Origin of the sequence: Phyllobacterium phragmitis, assembly GCF_002980495.1 — a bacterium.
GTDB lineage: Bacteria > Pseudomonadota > Alphaproteobacteria > Rhizobiales > Rhizobiaceae > Paramesorhizobium > Paramesorhizobium phragmitis.
Window position 1 is genome coordinate 194,390 of sequence record NZ_PVBR01000005.1, and the last position, 16,574, is coordinate 210,963.

Sequence of the window (16,574 nt, forward strand, 5' to 3'; positions counted from 1 at the left end):
TGATGAGATTTCTTTTTCTGGGCGATATGGTGGGCCGGTCGGGGCGCACGGCGGTGTATGAAAAACTGCCGGGGCTGATTGCCGATCTCAAATTGGATTTTGTCGTGGTGAACGGCGAAAACGCGGCAGGCGGGTTCGGTATCACCGAGGACATTTTCAACCATACGCTCAGGGCCGGCGCCGACGTCGTGACAACGGGAAACCATGTCTGGGACCAGCGCGAGGCCCTGGATTTCGCAGAGCGCGAGGAGCGGTTTCTGCGTCCCGCCAATTTTCCCAAAGGCACCGCCGGCAAGGGGGCGGGCGTCTATCTCGCCCGCAATGGCGCGCGCGTGCTCGTCTCCAACATCATGGGCCGGGTGTTCATGCATCCCGATCTCAATGATCCGTTCCAGGCGGCGGCGGAAATCCTCGATGCCTGTCCGCTGGGTGAGCAGGCCGATGCGGTGATCTTCGATTTCCATGCCGAGGCTACCAGCGAAAAGCAGTGTTTCGGACATTTCGTCGACAGCCGCGCCAGCCTGGTCGTCGGCACGCACACTCATGTGCCGACCGCCGACTGGCAGATCCTCAATGGCGGAACGGGCTACATGTCCGACGCCGGCATGTGCGGCGATTACGATTCCTCGCTCGGAATGGACAAGGAAGAACCGCTCAACCGCTTTCTGTCGAAGGTGCCGAAGGGCCGTTTCGAGGCGGCGGGCGGGCCCGCGACGCTGAGCGGTGTCTGCGTGGAGATATCCGATCGCACCGGGCTTGCCGAAAAGATCGGTCCGTTGCGCATTGGTCCCAGGCTTCAGGAGAGCATTCCGGATTTCTGGTCCTGACCGAAAATCTAAAGGCCAATTGACGGCGAACAGGGTGATTCCTACCTAACGTGCTCAGCCGCTTATTCGGTCAATGGCGCATTTTCTAGAGGGGACATCGAAATATGGATATCATTGCGGAACATCTGGCATTCCTTTCCAGCCCTGCCGGATGGGCGGCGCTCGCTACGCTCGTCGTCATGGAAATCGTGCTCGGCATCGATAATCTGATCTTCATCTCGATCCTCACCAACAAGCTGCCGCCGGAGCAGCAGACCCAGGCGCGGCGTCTCGGCATCGGCGCCGCCCTCTTCCTGCGGTTGGCGCTGCTCTTCACCATATCGATCATCGTTCAGCTGACCGCGCCGATTTTCGAATTGTTCGGCCATGGCTTTTCCTGGCGTGACCTCATCTTGATTGCGGGTGGGCTGTTCCTGGTCTGGAAGGCGACGAAGGAAATCCATCACTCGGTCGATCCGGAAGATCACAAGGACAGCATGGTCGGCGGCGTGGTCAAGCTGACGATGGGGGCGGCGATCGGGCAGATCCTGTTGCTCGACCTGGTTTTCTCCATCGATTCGATCATCACGGCGGTCGGCATGACCGATGAGATCGCGATCATGGTGATCGCGGTGATCGCTGCCGTCACCGTCATGCTGGTCGCCGCCGATCCGCTGTCGAAATTCATTGCCGCCAATCCGACGATCGTCATGCTGGCGCTCGGCTTCCTCCTGATGATCGGCATGACGCTGATCGCCGACGGTTTCGGCTATCATGTGCCCAAAGGCTATATCTACGCGGCGATGGGCTTCTCCGCGCTGGTCGAAGGGCTGAACATGCTGGCGCGGAAGAGAAAGAAGAGCGCGCCGAAGTCGTAACAGCTTGTTAACGGATGGCGATTTTTGCTTCGGCAAAGCCGCCATCCGCCACTTCTGAGCAAAGCTCCGACCATTCGCATTCCCGGCAGGCCTGCCGGGTTTTTCCTGCCGCAAAAGCCCTGCGCATCGTTGACAGCATGTTCGCGTCGAGCACGATCCGGCTGCCGGGGCGCAAGGGGCGGGCGAGGAGGTTTGATATAGCTTCCGTTGCCCTGGCGTCGCGTTCCGTGACGGTCTGTTCATGGCAGTGGCAATCGTCATCGCCGAGCAGCGGGGCGCAGATGTCATCGGGCCCCGCCACCAGCAGAATATCCTCTCGGGCAAGCCGCCCCGCTATCGCATCGTAATTGGCGATGAAAGCGGGGCTGTAGCCTTTGCCGACATAGGTCAGCATACAGAGAAGATGGTGCGCGCGCAGGCGGATCGTCACGGCTGACGCTTACGCGCTTTTCTCGCGGACCGAGGCCTTGAGGATCGCCGCGCCCAGTGCCGATTTGATGAGCGCGCCGATAAGGAAGGGCGTGACGCCGAAGGCCACGGCTTTCTCGACGCCGATCAGCGAGGAAAGCCATATCGCTCCCATAACCAGGCACAGCGCGTTGGCGAGGAGGAAGGAGGCGAAGGCGAGGAGCACGTTGCGCCCGTTCCAGCCGCGCTCGGCGAGCCAGCCCGTCAAGGCGGCGATGATGGGGAAGGAAACGAGGTAACCCGCGGTGGGACCGGCGAAATGATGCAGGCCGCCTGCGCCGCCCGCCAGGACCGGAAAGCCCATCGCCGCTTCGACCAGCCAGGCGAGAACGGTCAACGTGCCGAGCCGCCAGCCATAGAGGGCGCCGACCAGCGGCACGACGAGGGTCTGCAGCGTGATCACTACGGGAACCATCGGCACCTCGATCTGCGAGGCGAGGGCCAGAACCAGAGTGCCGCACAGGACCGCGCCAATTTGCACGCCGGCAGAGCGGCTGCCGAGGCGCAGCGGGCTGAATGAGGGTTGCAGTGCCGGGGATGTCGCGTCGCTCATGAAAGGCTCCTGGATTTGATATTATAGATAAAACTTAGATTCGATCTATTTATTAGTCCATATCCCGCATGAAAATACAAGCACCTGTTTTGGCTGGGCTATGCTGTTGCCACCGCAGCGGCTGCGGCGGCGCTGGGGCATGGCAACCTGTGACAGGCACAGGAATGACGAAGGTAGGGAGATTTCGCTCACATAAGCCGCAGCGCAGGCCCGGCACACTCAGCCGACGATGGCGAAGCTGTCGCGTATGGCGCCCGAGGCAGTTTTGACCGGCTTCTTGCCGACCCATTGCACATGCCGGGCGAGGATGGTGGCGGCGTCGTCGATATCGCCCTGGCGCAGTGCTGCGAGAATGGCGCGATGATCGTGGTCGGTCCTCGCCTCCCATTCCGACCGCCAGGTGCTGAACAGGAAGCGGGCGCTGGCGGCGTGGAGATCGTCGATGGAGGCAAGGAGCCGCGGCATGGCGCATGGCGTGATGATCAGGCGGTGAAAGCGGCGGTTGGCTTCCTCCCAGGAGCGGACATCAGGGGATTTGTCGCCGGCCTTCGTCGCTTCCTCAGCCTCATCGAGAATGGCGCGGGTCAGATGCGGCGCGGCATGACGCAGCGCCAGCACTTCCAGTGCGGCGCGCATCTCGGCGACTTCCTTGATCTCTCCGAGATTGAAAGAGGCGACACGCACACCCCTGCGAGGTTCGCTGACGGCGAGCCCCTGCGCCTCCAGGCGACGGAATGCTTCGCGCACCGGAACATGGCTGGTGGCGAACTCTTCCGCGATATGATCCTGTCGAAGTTTCGTGCCCGGATCGATCGCCCCGGCGATGATGCGCTCCGCCAGAGCGCGGCTGATCCTGACTGCAATCGTATCGTCTTTTTGCTTGGCCATGAATTATAGATAATTTACGCCGCCCCTCCTGTCGAGGCGGCGTATGGCCTGAACACAGGAAGTTCGTTCACGTGCCTTCCAGAACCACGACGGTCGGCCGGCGCGGCAATGTGGAAAGTGAGACTTCCAGCGTGTCGCTATCGCGGTAATCGGCGGTGAAGTTCTCGCCCATCAGGGCAATGAAGCGGTCCATCGGCATGGCGAAGCGATGCATGGGGAGGACGATGGAGGCCTGCAGCCGCTTCATCACGTCGCTCATGCGCTCCTGGCTCATCGTCAGGCCGCCGTCGACCGGCACCATGACGATATCCAGCCGCCCGATCGCGGCGAAGTGCTGCGGCGTCAGCGGGTGATGCAGATGACCGAGATGGCCGATGCAGAGATTGGCCGTTTCGAAGATGAAGATGGAATTGCCGTCCTTCTCCATGCCTGCGCCGGAACGGATATCGGTCGTGACGTTGCGGATATAGGCATCGCCGACGGTCAGCGCGTGTTTCGCCGCGCCGCCTTCCGGATTCCAGCCGCGCAGCACATATTTGATGGCCGGATCGGGGAAGCTCGTATTGTGGGACGAATGCGCCTTGTTCATGGTCACGACATCCGGAGCCTCGCCTTCGCCGGCCCAGCCTGCATAATCCGTGGCGATCCTGATGCCTTCCGGCGTCTCGATCAGATAGGTGGAATGGGTGACATAGGTGATGCGCACCACGCCCGGTTCCGCCGCAGCCTTCAGCGGTTTTGCCGCACCGGCGGGAGGATCGAAACGGGCATAAATCGCACCGGGCAGGGATTGCGCCATGGCGAGACATTGGCTTGGCACCGGATCGCCCTCCGTTCCAAGCGATTGGGCATGAGCGCTCGGCAGCATTGCGGCTGCGAGCACTGCGGCCGAAAAAACGCCTTTCAAAACATTCAGCATTACGGTCACTCCATCAAACGGGGAGCCGATATGGATGCGGCGGCATTCTGTGAAGAAAGCGTAGGATCAAGACGAGGTCCTCCGCAAGTCACAGTTGGTTGTCGTGCCGCATTTTCGTATGGCCTGAAGCCTTGCGGATCGCTTTCTCTGGACGCGGGCGCCCATTTTCCTTATAAGGCCGCCATTCCACACGGATTGCACAATGGCGCGAGACGGCGCGCCTCCGGCGTCTCTCCGTGCTGCCGCAATCGAACGTCAAAGGGGTGCCATGGCTGGCCATTCACAATTCAAGAACATCATGCACCGCAAGGGCAGGCAAGATGCCGTGCGGTCGAAAATCTTTTCCAAGCTCGGCCGCGAGATCACGGTTGCCGCCAAGCAGGGGCTGCCTGACCCGACGATGAACCCGCGCCTGCGCCTGGCGATCCAGAATGCCAAGGCGCAGTCGATGCCGAAGGACAACATCGAACGCGCCATCAAGAAGGCTGCGGGCGGCGATGCCGACAATTATGACGAAGTGCGTTACGAAGGCTATGGACCCGGCGGCGTCGCCGTCATCGTCGAGGCCCTGACCGACAACCGTAATCGTACCGCTTCGAACGTCCGAGCCGCCTTCACCAAGGCCGGCGGCGCGATGGGTGAAACCGGATCGGTCTCCTTCATGTTCAATCGTGTCGGCGAGATCGTCTACTCGCCCAGCGTCGGTGATGCCGACAAGGTCATGGAAGCGGCAATCGAAGCGGGTGCCGATGATGTGCAGTCGGATGAGGACGGCCATATCATCATCTGTGCTTTCGAGAGTATCGGCGAGGTTTTCAAGGCGCTCGAGGCGTTGCTCGGCGAGGCCGAGTCGATCAAGACCGTGTGGAAACCGCAGACCGGCGCGCCCGTTGACGAGGACAAGGCGCAATCGATCCTGAAGCTCATCAACACGCTCGAAGACGATGACGACGTGCAGAACGTCTATGCAAATTTCGAGGTGAGCGACGAGGTGCTGGCGAAGCTCAGCGCGGCATAGGTCAGCCTATAATTCCGAATGAAAGATCCCCGGAAGCCGCTGGCTCCGGGGATTTTCTTTTTGGCATGTTTGCAACAAAAAAAACCCGCCGGGCTTTTTGATAGCTGCCGCCCCAGATCCGGCTCAGAGGCCGAGATTGCCGAAGCGGTTCTTGAACTTGGAGACGCGGCCGCCACGGTCGACGAGATGCTGCGAACCGCCGGTCCAGGCCGGATGGGTGGTCGGATCGATGTCGAGATTCATCGTGTCACCTTCCTTGCCCCAGGTCGAACGGGTCGTATACTGGGTGCCATCGGTCATCACGACGTTGATGGTGTGGTAATCGGGATGGATATTGGCTTTCATAGGTCACATTCCTGAAGAATTCTGGCGAGGACCACGTTCCGACGCACATCGAAACTGCGGCACTTCCGCCCACTGGCAAACTTGAAGCCGCAGACCAAAGGCTACGGCTTCCAAAAGCGTTGGCGAGCCTATACATCAGCCGAACGGCAATAACAAGGGCATTCCAAACCGCAGGAAAAGATGGCCGAGACAATTTCGCAAGATACCGACCGGGACAAAGGGATGGCAGTTGACGGCAACCGCCGGTCGGTAGCGCCGTTGCGGCGCATGGCGCCATATCTCGGCCGGTACAAGGGCATGGTCGCGGGAGCCATCGTCGCGCTGGTCGTTGCCGCCGCGACCACGCTGACCCTGCCCGTGGCCGTGCGCCGCATGGTGGATCATGGCTTCACCGCCGCCAACAGCCATTTCATCAACAATTACTTCGGCATGCTGGTGGCGCTCGCCGCGATCCTCGCCTGCGCCTCCGCGGCGCGCTATTATTTCGTCATCACGCTTGGCGAGCGGGTCGTCGCCGATCTGCGCCGTGACGTGTTCTCCCATGTGACGACGTTGTCGCCGATCTTCTTCGACCGCACATTGTCGGGCGAGATCGTCTCCAGGCTTGCCGCCGATACCACGCAGATCAAATCCGCCGTGGGGGCGACCGCATCGACGGCATTGCGCAATCTCATCCTTGGTCTTGGCGCGATCGCCATGATGGTCGTCACCAGCCCGAAACTGTCGGGGCTTGTAATAGCGGCCATTCCGCTGGTCGTCCTGCCGCTGATCGCTTTCGGGCGTTCGGTGCGCCGCCGCTCGCGCGCCGCGCAGGACATGCTGGCCAATGCCACCGCCTATGCGGGCGAACAGATATCGGCGGTGCGCACGCTGCAGGCCTTCACCAACGAGACGTTGGTGACGAAGCGCTTTTCCGATGCCGTGGACCACGCGTTCCAGGCTGCACGCGCCTCGGTCCTGGCGCGCTCGTTCCTGACGGCCTTCGCCATCTTCATGGTGTTTTCCAGTGTCGTCGCGGTGTTGTGGTTCGGGTCGCGCGACGTGCTGAACGGGACGATGTCGCCGGGCACGCTCGGCCAGTTCCTGCTTTACGCCGTGTTCGCGGCGGGCGCCCTGGGCGCGCTGTCGGAGGTCTGGGGCGAACTGGCGCAGGCGGCAGGCGCCACCGAGCGGCTGACCGAGCTTTTGGACGAGGAGCCGGCCATTGCCGCTCCGGCCCATCCGGTTGCGATGCCCGAGCCGGCGCGCGGCGCGCTTGCCTTCGACCATGTGCGCTTCAGCTATCCGGCGCGGCCCGACGCGCCATCCCTCCACGATATCAGCTTTACGGCGAAGCCCGGCGAGACCATCGCCATCGTCGGCCCATCGGGCGCCGGCAAGAGCACCATCTTCTCGTTGATCCTGCGCTATTACGATCCGCAATCGGGCAGCATCGCCATAGACGGCGTCGATCTGCGCAAAGCCGATCCGCTCGACGTGCGCAGCCGCATTGCGGTCGTTCCGCAGGATGTCGCAGTCTTTGCCGCATCAGTGCGCGACAATATCGGTTTCGGCAGGCCGGGTGCCGGCACGGCGGACATCGAGGCGGCGGCGAAGGCGGCGCTCGCCCATGATTTCATCCTGGCGCTTGATAATGGTTATGATTCGGAAGTCGGCGAGCGCGGCGTGACGCTTTCGGGCGGCCAACGCCAGCGCATCGCCATCGCCCGCGCCATATTGCGCGATGCGCCAATCCTGCTCTTGGATGAAGCAACTTCGGCGCTGGACGCGGAAAGCGAGATGCTGGTGCAAAAGGCGCTGGAGCATCTCATGCAGGGGCGCACGACGCTGGTCGTCGCGCACAGGCTCGCCACCGTGCTCAAGGCCGACCGCATTCTCGTCCTCGATCAGGGGCGGATCGTCGAGGAAGGCACGCATGCAAGCCTTGTCAAAAAAGGCGGGATCTATGCGCGCCTCGCCAAGCTGCAGTTCGAGGCGGGGGCGGATGCGTTTCGCGGGGCGGCGGAGTAGGCAGGAAACAGCTTTTGATGAAAGCGCGCTTCCTCTCACCCCCCTCTGGCTTGCCAGCCATCTCCCCCACAAGGGGGGAGATTACGCCTTCATGAACGCGCGGTGCCAATCGCAAATGTTGCAGAATGGACGCGGTGAGTTGTGTCAGCCAATCTCCCCCCTTGTGGGGGAGATGCCTGGCAAGGCAGAGGGGGGTGCTGCCCCACCAGCGGTTCTATTTAAAAAATGCTCTAAATATTCTTTCCAGCGGCGCGGCCCGCCACCCGCCCCGAGAAGATGCAGCCGCCGAGAAACGTGCCTTCCAGCGCGTTATAGCCGTGGTAACCGCCACCGCCGAAGCCGGCGGCTTCACCGGCCGCATAAAGGCCGGGGACCGGTTCGCCTGAACTGTCCAGTACCTGTGATTGCAGATTGGTGTGCAGACCGCCAAGCGTCTTGCGCGTCAATATATGGAGGCGGACGGCGATCAGGGGGCCTGCCTCAGGGTCGAGGATGCGATGCGGCTTTGCCGTGCGGACCAGCCTGTCGCCGATATAGTTGCGCGTGCCGCGCAGCGCGATCACCTGCGCGTCCTTGGAAAATTTGTTGGCGATTTCGCGGTCGCGCGCTTCGATCTGCGTGTGCAGATGGTCGAGATCGATGCGCTTCTCGCCGGTCAGCGCATTCATTCCCTCGACCAGCTCGGGGAGCGTGTTGCGCACGATGAAATCCTCGCCTTGGCTCTTGAACGCCTCGACCGGTGGCGGCGCGCCCTTGCCGAGCCGGCTCTTGAGTAGCAGCTTCCAGTCTTTTCCGGTCAGATCGGGGTTCTGTTCCGACCCGGAGAGGGCGAATTCCTTTTCGATGATCTTCTGGGTCAGGACGAACCAGGAATAATCATGGCCGGTCGAAAGAATGTGCTTGAGCGTGGCGAGCGTGTCAAAGCCCGGCAGACAAGGAGCGGGGAGGCGGTTGCCATTGGCGTCGAACCAGAGCGAGGAGGGGCCGGGCAGGATGCGGATGCCGTGGTTGGTCCAGACGGGGTCCCAGTTCTTCAGGCCTTCGGTGTAATGCCACATGCGGTCCGTGTTAACAGTCGTGCCGCCCGCCGCAACCGTGATGCCGATCATCCGGCCGTCGACATGATCGGGGACACCGGCGACCATGTGGGCCGGCGGCTCGCCCAGCCGGTCGCGCGGCCAGTTCTTGCGTACCAGATCGAAATTGCCGCCGATGCCGCCTGAGGTGACGATGATTGCGCCGGCCGACAAATCGAACGAGCCTACGACTTCGCGGCTCGATTTTTCTCCCGGACCAATGGAGGTGGGTTCCAGGATTTCGCCCGCGACGCCGGTGACCGCGTCGTTCGTCTTGAGGATTGTGCTGACACGGTGGCGGCATTTGATGGTGATGCGGCCTTTGGTGACTGCTTCACGCACGCGGCGCTCGAATGGTTCGAGCACGCCCGGTCCGGTGCCCCATGTGATATGGAAGCGCGGCACGGAATTGCCGTGTCCCGTGGCGAGGCTGCCGCCGCGCTCGGCCCAACCGACCACCGGAAACCAGCGCATCCCCATGGAATGAAGCCAGGCGCGCTTTTCGCCGGCGGCAAATTGCAGATAGGCTTCGGCCCATTGTTTGGGCCAGTGATCCTCGGGCCGGTCGAAGCCGGCGGAGCCCAGCCAGTCCTGCCGGGCGAGTTCGAAACTGTCCTTGATGCCTAAGCGCCGCTGCTCCGGCGTATCGATCATGAACAGCCCGCCCAGCGACCAGAAGGCCTGTCCGCCGATGGCGTTTTCGCCTTCCTGCTCGACGATGATGGCGTGCTTGCCTGCATCCGCCAGCTCAGCCGCGGCAACAAGCCCGGCCAGACCCGCTCCGACGATGATGACGTCCGCATCGGTTTTCATTTCCCCTCCCAGGAATTTTGCTTGCTCCAGAGTCTGTCAGAACAAACTTGAAACAGCCTCCCCGCTGTCCGTCATTCTCTGGCTTGTCCCGAGAATCTACAACGGTATGATCTGCCAGAACGGTAATTGCTTTTCTTTTCCTTGTCGCAGATTCTCGGGACAAGCCCGAGAATGACGGCGAAACAGGGGGCGGGCTCCTCCCAGCATTTCAATGAACCACGACAGACTCTATCGCTCCGTCAGCTTCAGTTCGATGCGGCGGTTGCGGCTTCTGGCTTCGGGCGTGTCGGCGGGATCGAGCGGCTGATATTCGCCGAAGCCTGCGGCCACCAGACGATTGGCCGGAACGCCGTTGGCAATGAGGAATTTCACCACCGCCGTGGCGCGTGCCGATGACAGTTCCCAATTGTCGCGGAAACGTCCCGTACCGGCGAGCGGTATATTATCGGTATGTCCGTCGACGCGCAGGACCCAGTTTATATCGTCGGGAATTTCCTTGGTCAGTTCGATGATGGCACCGGCGAGCTTCTTCATTTCCTCCTGGCCTGCGGGGTTGATATCGGACGATCCGGTCGGGAACAGCACCTCGGACTGGAAGACGAAACGGTCGCCGACGATGCGGATGTTCTGGCGGTCGGAGAGGATTTCGCGCAAGCGTCCGAAGAAATCGGAGCGGTAGCGGTTGAGTTCCTGGACGCGTTGGGCGAGCGCCACATTGAGCCGCCTGCCGAGATCGGCGATCTTGGTATTCGATTCGCGGTCGCGCGCTTCGGAGGCGTTGAGCGCCGCTTCGAGTGCGCCGATCTGGCGGCGGAGCGCGCCGATCTGCTGATTGAGCAGTTCGACCTGCGACAGCGCCCGGGCGCTGACCTGTTTTTCGCTTTCAAGGCTGCTCGAAAGTTCGCCGATACGGCCTTCGGCTGCGGCGCCCGCACCGGCTCCCGCGCTCAAAAGTGTCTGGAGGCGGGAGCGGTCGCTCTCCGCCTGTGTCAATGACGCCTGCAGATCGGCGATATTGTCCTGCAGATCCTGCTTGTTGCTGCGCTCCAGGGAGAGGAGCTGCGTCAATTCATTGATCTGGCTGTTGAGCCGGTTCAGCACCGTATCCTTACTGGTCACCTCCTGGCTCAGAAGGAACTGTGCCAGGACGAAGACCGACAGCAGGAACATGATGGCCAGAAGCAGCGTCGATAGCGCGTCGACGAAACCCGGCCAGTAGTCGATGGTCCTGTTCTGGCGACGGTTGCGGGCGAGCGCCATGGCTTATTTCACCTCGCGGTGCTGTTGCTGCTTGGCGATGGCGGTGCCGAGTTTGTCGAGCGTCGTGCGGATCGCCTTTTGCTCTTCCGCCTGCTTCTCCACCCAGTCGCGCATCAATTGCTGTTCGCTGCGCATATTCTTGACCAGACCCTGAATACCCTCTGCGAGATTGGCCAGCGCCGCGGTGGTACGCTGGCTGGAACCGCCGGTGTCGTGCATGGATTGCAGGCGTTCGGTGAGAACGCGTATCTCTTCCGTCGAACCGGTGGCGCTTTCCGGAGAGATCAGATCCGAGCCAAGGTCGGTGACGGAGGAGAGCCAGTTTTCCAGCTCCGTGTAGAAGCGGTTCTGGGCCCGGCCCGCCTGCAGGTCGAGAAAGCCGAGGACGAGCGAGCCGGACAGACCGAAAAGGGATGAGGAAAACGCCGTGCCCATACCGTGCAGCGGTGATTGCAGCCCTGCCTTCAGCGCATCCAGGACATCACTGGTGTCGCCCGAACTCGGGTCGAGAGACTGGATCGTCTGACCGATCGAGCCAATGGTTTCGAGCAGGCCCCAGAAGGTGCCGAGCAGACCGAGGAAGACCAGAAGCCCGATCAGATAGCGCGAAATATCGCGGCTCTCGTCGAGACGGGTGGCGATCGAATCGAGGATCGAGCGCATCGAGCTCGTGGAAAGCGCCATCGACTGACGGCGGCCGATCAGCGCCCGCATGGGCGCGAGCAGGACCGGTTGCCGGTTGCTTTTTTCCTCGAAGCCGCCGCGAAACGAATTGACCCATCGGATCTCGGGAAACAGACGCAGAACCTGGCCGAAGGCCAGCAGGATGCCGACCAGGAGGACGCCGAGGATCAGTCCGTTCAGTCCGGGATTGGTCATGAAGAAGCTCTGTATCTGGCGAAACAGAATGGCGGCGAGAAAGGCCACGATGATCAGGAAGATCACCATCGACAGAACGACAATGCGCGGACTGGAGAGCCTGTAGAGATCGAAGTCCTCTCCGATGTCCAGTTCCGTCTTCGATGCTCTTGATCTCGCCATATATTCCAACTCCCAGCCAAACCCGCGCCTGCCTAAGCAATGCCATGGGACAATGCTACAGGATGCGGAGCCTAACCGAAATTGCGGCGAAATTGAAAGGACGAAACGGAGGCTTCCGTTCCTGTTGTCCTTATATCTTGTTGGTGGCGCTGTGCGATTGATCTGGAAAGGCGCTGGCGCTTTGAAGCGCGCTGCGCAGATTGAATTGACTTACAGCGGTCACTCCGGCTTGACGGGCTTCTTCAGGACTTTCAGCAGCGCGGAATGGATAGCCTCGTTGCCGGCGACGATGGACTTTGTCTCGAACATGTCGTGACCGCCGTTCTTGTCGGAGAGAAACCCGCCTGCCTCACGGATGAGGATCATGCCCGCAGCGATGTCCCAGGGGAAAAGCGCCTCTTCCCAGAAGCCGTCGAGGCGTCCGGCTGCGACATAAGCCAGGTCGAGCGCCGCAGCGCCAAGGCGGCGGATACCCGCCGTCTCGCCCATGACATTGCGCAGTTCGAGCAGATAATTGCCGTGATGGCCGCGGCCGAGATGCGGCACGCCGGTGCCGATGATGGCATCCGGCAGCTTGGCTCGCGCGGCAACGCGCAGCCGGCGGTCGTTCAAAAAGGCGCCGCCGCCGCGTTCCGCCGTGTAAAGCTCGTCCATGACGGGATTGTAGATGACGCCCGCAACGATCTGCCCCTGGCGCTCCAGCGCGATGGAGACGGCGAAGATCGGAATGCCGTGCAGGAAATTGGTCGTGCCGTCGAGTGGATCGACCAGCCAGCGGTGCTGGCTGTCGCGGCCTTCGATGATTCCGGCCTCCTCCATCAGGAAGCCGTAGTCGGGCCGTGCCCGGCTCAGTTCCGTGTGGACGATGCCTTCGGCGCGCTTGTCCGCCTGGCTGACGTAATCGCCGGGACCTTTCAGCGAGACCTGAAGGTTCTGCACCTCACCGAAATCGCGCGCCAGGGACCGCCCGGCCTTCATCGCGGCCTGGACCATGACATTGAGTATCGCCGAACGCGCCATTTCGAGTTGGTACCTTTTGTTATTGATGCAATTTCAAAAGGGAGTAGGGGAGCAAGGGAGTAGGGGAATATGTTATATACCAAACATATTCCCCTACTCCCTATTCCCTTACTCCCCTAATGTCTCAATCCGCGCGGCGGACATAGGTCAGCTCGTTGGTATCGACGATCACGCGCTCGCCCGACCCGATGAAGGGCGGAACGAGAATGCGGATACCGTTTTCCAGGATGGCCGGCTTATAGGAAGAGGCCGCCGTCTGACCCTTGACGACGGGATCCGCCTCGGTGATCGTCAGCGTCACATAATCGGGCAATGAGATGCCGATCGGCTTTTCCTCGTAGAGCTCGACGGTCACGAGCATGCCGTCCTGCAGGAAGGCGCCACGGTCGCCGACGAACTCCTTCTGGAGCTCGAGCTGCTCGTAGGTTTCGGAATCCATGAAAACCAGCGCTTCCCCCTGCTCGTAGAGAAAGGTGAAATCCTTCTGTTCGAGGCGAACCTTCTCGACCGTTTCGGCAGCGCGGAAGCGTTCGTTGAGCTTGGTGCCGTCGATGAGGTTCTTCAACTCGACCTGATTATAGGCGCCGCCCTTGCCGGGCTTCACCGCATTGGTCTTCACCGCGGCCCAAAGGCCGCCATTGTGTTCGATGACATTGCCGGGGCGGATTTCGTTACCATTGATCTTCATGGGGTTGTTCCGGATCTTATCTGAAAGAGGGGCGCGGTAGTGCCGGGACGACTTAAGCCGCAGCAATCGGGCTTCCAAGACCATAAAATGGGGAATTACGCAAGAGATAGAGGCGGATTCACCTGTTGCAACCGGAACTCTGCGTCAACGCAGTCTGTTGGCGCGGGTCATGGCCTGTTTGATCTGATCCTCAGAAAGGCCGTCCATGAATGAATCCAGATCGTGGGCGGCGAGCCCGGCGCGGCGTGCGACGATGTACCATGCGGCCGCTTCGATGGAATCGCCATCGGTGCCGATGCCGTCGCGGTAGAGCCTGGCAAGGCGGGCCTGGGCCGCCACATTGCCGGTGATGGCGGCGCGGTGCATCCAGCGGAAGCCGGTCTGGTAATCGCGCGGGCCTCCGCGCCCCTCGATATACCATGCGGCAAGATCGAGCTGCGCGGTGTCGTAGCCCTGCTTTGCCGCCCGTTCGAGGTAGGCTCTGGCCTTCTTATCGTCGCGCGGAATTTTCAGGGTGCCGTTGGCATAGATCTGACTTACCGCATATTCCCCGTCGGCAAGCCTGGCTCCTGCCGCTTTCATGAACCATGGAAACGCCTCGTCGAGGCCAGCGTCGCCGGGATGATCGACCATCATCAGCTGACCGTAGTTGAACTGCGCCATGCGGTTTCCAGCTTCCGCCGCGGCTTTCATCAGCTTTTCGGCCTTGGCCTTGTCGCGCGGCACATATCTGCCCTGAAGCAGCATGGCGCCATAACGGAATTGCGCTTCGACGACACCCTGCTCGGCTGCTTCGCCGTACCAGCGCGCTGCTTCGGTCTGATTGATGGGGACGCCAAGCCCACGCGCATAGATTTCGGCGGCAAGCGTTTGTGCCGCGGGATCGCCCTTTTGCGCGCGCGGCAGCGCCAGATTGAGCGCCGTCAGATAGAGCCCGCGCTGAAATGCACCGAAGGCCTCGTCCGCCGGCTTATCGCCGAAGCGGTTGGGGTCGATGGTCGGCACGGCGTCGGTCGATGCCGGTTGCCGCAGCATGACCGGCTTGTCGTCTTTTTCCGTGGGTGCTGCCGCCTGCGCAAAAGCCCCCGGCATGACGGCGGATATCGCAAGAGCAATGATCGGCAGTCGTCTCATCGTTCAATTCTCGAAACGCGGCGCGGTTTCGTCAAGCAGCCGATTTGCCTCACGCATCGCTTCCGCGGGATCGGCGCTTTCGAAAATGGCGGCGCCAAGCGCCACGAATTCCGCGCCGGTCGCGACCGTCCGCTCTATGCTCGCCAGCGTATTCCCGGCCTGCACGATGCAGGGGATATCGACCATCGAGGCCCACCATTCGGCAAGATTGATATTTCGCGAATGCGGTTCGGGCTTCTTGTCGGCGCCGACCTTGCCGAACATGACGTAATCGGGCTGCAACTCGCCGATCTCCAGCGCGCCGTGACGGTCGCGCAGATTGCCCATGCCGACGATCAGCTTGGGCGAATGGCGCTCGATGACTTCCGCGAGGTCGGCAATCTTGCCCTCGACATGTACGCCATCGGCACCGACGCGGCCGGCGGCGCGCGTATCATTGAGGATCAGCGCCGCCACGCCCGCATCCTGGATAACGGGAACGGCTTTTTGCGCCGCCGCCTGGAACATCGCTTCGTCCAGTCCGGAGGAATCGAGTATCACGCTTGCCGCATCGCCGCCGGAAAGCGCCTTTTTGAGGAGGCCGGCAAGAGCATCGCCATCGCCGAGCGGCGGAGCGACGAGAACGATACGACAGCGGTCGGCTTGGTTGGACGCATTCATGGGTGAAGCCTAAAACGGAAGAAAGTGATCGAATTCGGGCATAGAGCATGGTTTGCCGGTTGAACAGTCCCCTTCATGTAAAGTGTTGAACAGGTCCTTTCCAAGAAAACACGTCTCGCCATTGGTGCGGCAGATGGTTATGAACCGTTGTTTCCGCAGAGTATCTTCCATGCCCGACCTTCTCGCCAATCCCTGGTTTTATGCGACCGCTGTCCCGGCGGTGATTCTCGTCGGCCTTTCAAAGGGCGGGCTCGGCGGAGCCATGGGACAGCTTGGCGTGCCGCTGATGACGCTGGTGATGGCGCCGGTGCAGGCGGCGGCAATCATGCTGCCGATCCTCCTGGTGATGGACGTGGCGAGCCTTTGGACCTGGCGCGGCTATCGCGATATGAAGACGCTCAAATACATGCTGCCCGGCGGGCTGATCGGCATCGGGATCGCCTGGCTGATGGTGGCGGTGGTGACCGACGGCATGGTCCGGCTGATCGTCGGCGCGGTCGCGGTGCTGTTCGTGCTGCGCTACGTGCTTGCCGGCGCAGCCGGGCGGGCGAAGGCCAAGCCGCATAATTTCGTCGCCGCGACCGGCTGGTCGATGGTGGCCGGTTTCACCAGCTTCGTCGCCCATGCCGGCGGACCGCCCTATCAGATCTATGCGTTGCCGTTGCGACAGGATCCGAAAATCTACAATGGCACCAGTGTCATCTTCTTTGCCATCATGAATACCGTGAAGGTCGTTCCCTATTTCGAACAGGGCCAGTTCGACGCGACCAATCTGTCTGCTTCCGCCGCTCTCGCGCCGCTGGCGCTGGCGGCGCCCTTCGCCGGAGCGTGGATCGTGCGCCGGATGAAACCGGAGGTTTTCTATCCCTTCATGTACGTCATGGTCTTCCTGACCGGGATCAAGCTGATTTATGACGGCGTTGTCAGTATGTTTTGAGCTGGAATTAAAGTTGATCGCCTCAATACCGAATTCGGGCCCTTTTCATGGGAAAATGGC

Annotated in this window: 17 protein-coding genes; 5 read left to right on the top strand and 12 right to left on the bottom strand. The window is 61.5% G+C overall.

The window, feature by feature from the left end; all coding sequences use genetic code 11:
* The first annotated feature begins 2 nt into the window (after positions 1 to 2).
* The gene (locus C5748_RS08815; protein WP_105741696.1) at positions 3 to 827 is read left to right on the top strand and encodes a TIGR00282 family metallophosphoesterase; all 825 of its coding nucleotides are present in this window, start codon (positions 3 to 5) and stop codon (positions 825 to 827) included.
* Between the two features lie 104 nt (positions 828 to 931).
* Entirely contained in the window at positions 932 to 1,684 is a 753-nt protein-coding gene (locus C5748_RS08820) for a TerC family protein (protein ID WP_105741562.1), read from the top strand.
* 7 nt (positions 1,685 to 1,691) lie between these two features.
* Here C5748_RS08820 and C5748_RS08825 read toward each other — a convergent pair whose 3' ends face one another.
* The 4 genes from C5748_RS08825 to C5748_RS08840 all read right to left on the bottom strand — a co-directional run bounded on the left by C5748_RS08825 (position 1,692) and on the right by C5748_RS08840 (position 4,512).
* Complete coding sequence (locus C5748_RS08825; protein ID WP_105741563.1) at positions 1,692 to 2,114, bottom strand: DUF1284 domain-containing protein; 423 nt, start codon at positions 2,112 to 2,114, stop codon at positions 1,692 to 1,694.
* A 9-nt stretch (positions 2,115 to 2,123) separates the two neighbouring features.
* Positions 2,124 to 2,705 carry a biotin transporter BioY gene (locus tag C5748_RS08830; RefSeq protein WP_105741564.1) on the bottom strand — a complete coding sequence of 194 codons (582 nt, stop codon included), beginning with the start codon at positions 2,703 to 2,705 and terminating at the stop codon, positions 2,124 to 2,126.
* A gap of 219 nt (positions 2,706 to 2,924) precedes the next feature.
* Positions 2,925 to 3,593, bottom strand: a complete 669-nt coding sequence (locus tag C5748_RS08835) for a GntR family transcriptional regulator (protein WP_105741565.1) — start codon at positions 3,591 to 3,593, stop codon at positions 2,925 to 2,927.
* 67 nt (positions 3,594 to 3,660) lie between these two features.
* On the bottom strand, positions 3,661 to 4,512 hold the full coding sequence (locus C5748_RS08840) for an MBL fold metallo-hydrolase (RefSeq protein ID WP_245428900.1): 852 nt from the start codon (positions 4,510 to 4,512) through the stop codon (positions 3,661 to 3,663).
* 268 nt (positions 4,513 to 4,780) lie between these two features.
* Here C5748_RS08840 and C5748_RS08845 point away from each other — a divergent pair, with 268 nt between their 5' ends.
* On the top strand, positions 4,781 to 5,530 hold the full coding sequence (locus C5748_RS08845) for a YebC/PmpR family DNA-binding transcriptional regulator (protein ID WP_105741566.1): 750 nt from the start codon (positions 4,781 to 4,783) through the stop codon (positions 5,528 to 5,530).
* A gap of 123 nt (positions 5,531 to 5,653) precedes the next feature.
* Here C5748_RS08845 and rpmE read toward each other — a convergent pair whose 3' ends face one another.
* Positions 5,654 to 5,875, bottom strand: coding sequence for a 50S ribosomal protein L31 (rpmE, locus tag C5748_RS08850; RefSeq protein ID WP_105741567.1), 222 nt, complete (start codon positions 5,873 to 5,875; stop codon positions 5,654 to 5,656).
* Between the two features lie 222 nt (positions 5,876 to 6,097).
* Between rpmE and C5748_RS08855 the strand changes: the two genes are divergently transcribed.
* Complete coding sequence (locus C5748_RS08855; protein ID WP_105741698.1) at positions 6,098 to 7,885, top strand: ABC transporter transmembrane domain-containing protein; 1,788 nt, start codon at positions 6,098 to 6,100, stop codon at positions 7,883 to 7,885.
* A gap of 230 nt (positions 7,886 to 8,115) precedes the next feature.
* Here the strand turns inward: C5748_RS08855 and C5748_RS08865 are convergent, their stop codons facing one another.
* The 7 genes from C5748_RS08865 to C5748_RS08895 form a co-directional block, all read right to left on the bottom strand.
* Complete coding sequence (locus C5748_RS08865; protein WP_105741569.1) at positions 8,116 to 9,774, bottom strand: FAD-binding dehydrogenase; 1,659 nt, start codon at positions 9,772 to 9,774, stop codon at positions 8,116 to 8,118.
* A 228-nt stretch (positions 9,775 to 10,002) separates the two neighbouring features.
* Entirely contained in the window at positions 10,003 to 11,034 is a 1,032-nt protein-coding gene (locus C5748_RS08870) for a peptidoglycan -binding protein (protein WP_105741570.1), read from the bottom strand.
* A gap of 3 nt (positions 11,035 to 11,037) precedes the next feature.
* Positions 11,038 to 12,075, bottom strand: a complete 1,038-nt coding sequence (locus C5748_RS08875) for a MotA/TolQ/ExbB proton channel family protein (RefSeq protein WP_105741571.1) — start codon at positions 12,073 to 12,075, stop codon at positions 11,038 to 11,040.
* Between the two features lie 219 nt (positions 12,076 to 12,294).
* Positions 12,295 to 13,095, bottom strand: coding sequence for an inositol monophosphatase family protein (locus tag C5748_RS08880; RefSeq protein WP_105741572.1), 801 nt, complete (start codon positions 13,093 to 13,095; stop codon positions 12,295 to 12,297).
* Positions 13,096 to 13,219: 124 nt separating this feature from the next.
* Positions 13,220 to 13,783: an elongation factor P gene (efp, locus tag C5748_RS08885; RefSeq protein ID WP_105741573.1), complete on the bottom strand. Its 564-nt coding sequence runs from the start codon at positions 13,781 to 13,783 to the stop codon at positions 13,220 to 13,222.
* Positions 13,784 to 13,927: 144 nt separating this feature from the next.
* Entirely contained in the window at positions 13,928 to 14,917 is a 990-nt protein-coding gene (locus C5748_RS08890) for a tetratricopeptide repeat protein (RefSeq protein WP_105741574.1), read from the bottom strand.
* Between the two features lie 3 nt (positions 14,918 to 14,920).
* Positions 14,921 to 15,577, bottom strand: coding sequence for a thiamine phosphate synthase (locus C5748_RS08895; RefSeq protein ID WP_105741575.1), 657 nt, complete (start codon positions 15,575 to 15,577; stop codon positions 14,921 to 14,923).
* A gap of 169 nt (positions 15,578 to 15,746) precedes the next feature.
* Here C5748_RS08895 and C5748_RS08900 point away from each other — a divergent pair, with 169 nt between their 5' ends.
* Positions 15,747 to 16,514 carry a sulfite exporter TauE/SafE family protein gene (locus C5748_RS08900; RefSeq protein WP_105741576.1) on the top strand — a complete coding sequence of 256 codons (768 nt, stop codon included), beginning with the start codon at positions 15,747 to 15,749 and terminating at the stop codon, positions 16,512 to 16,514.
* Positions 16,515 to 16,574: the final 60 nt, after the last annotated feature.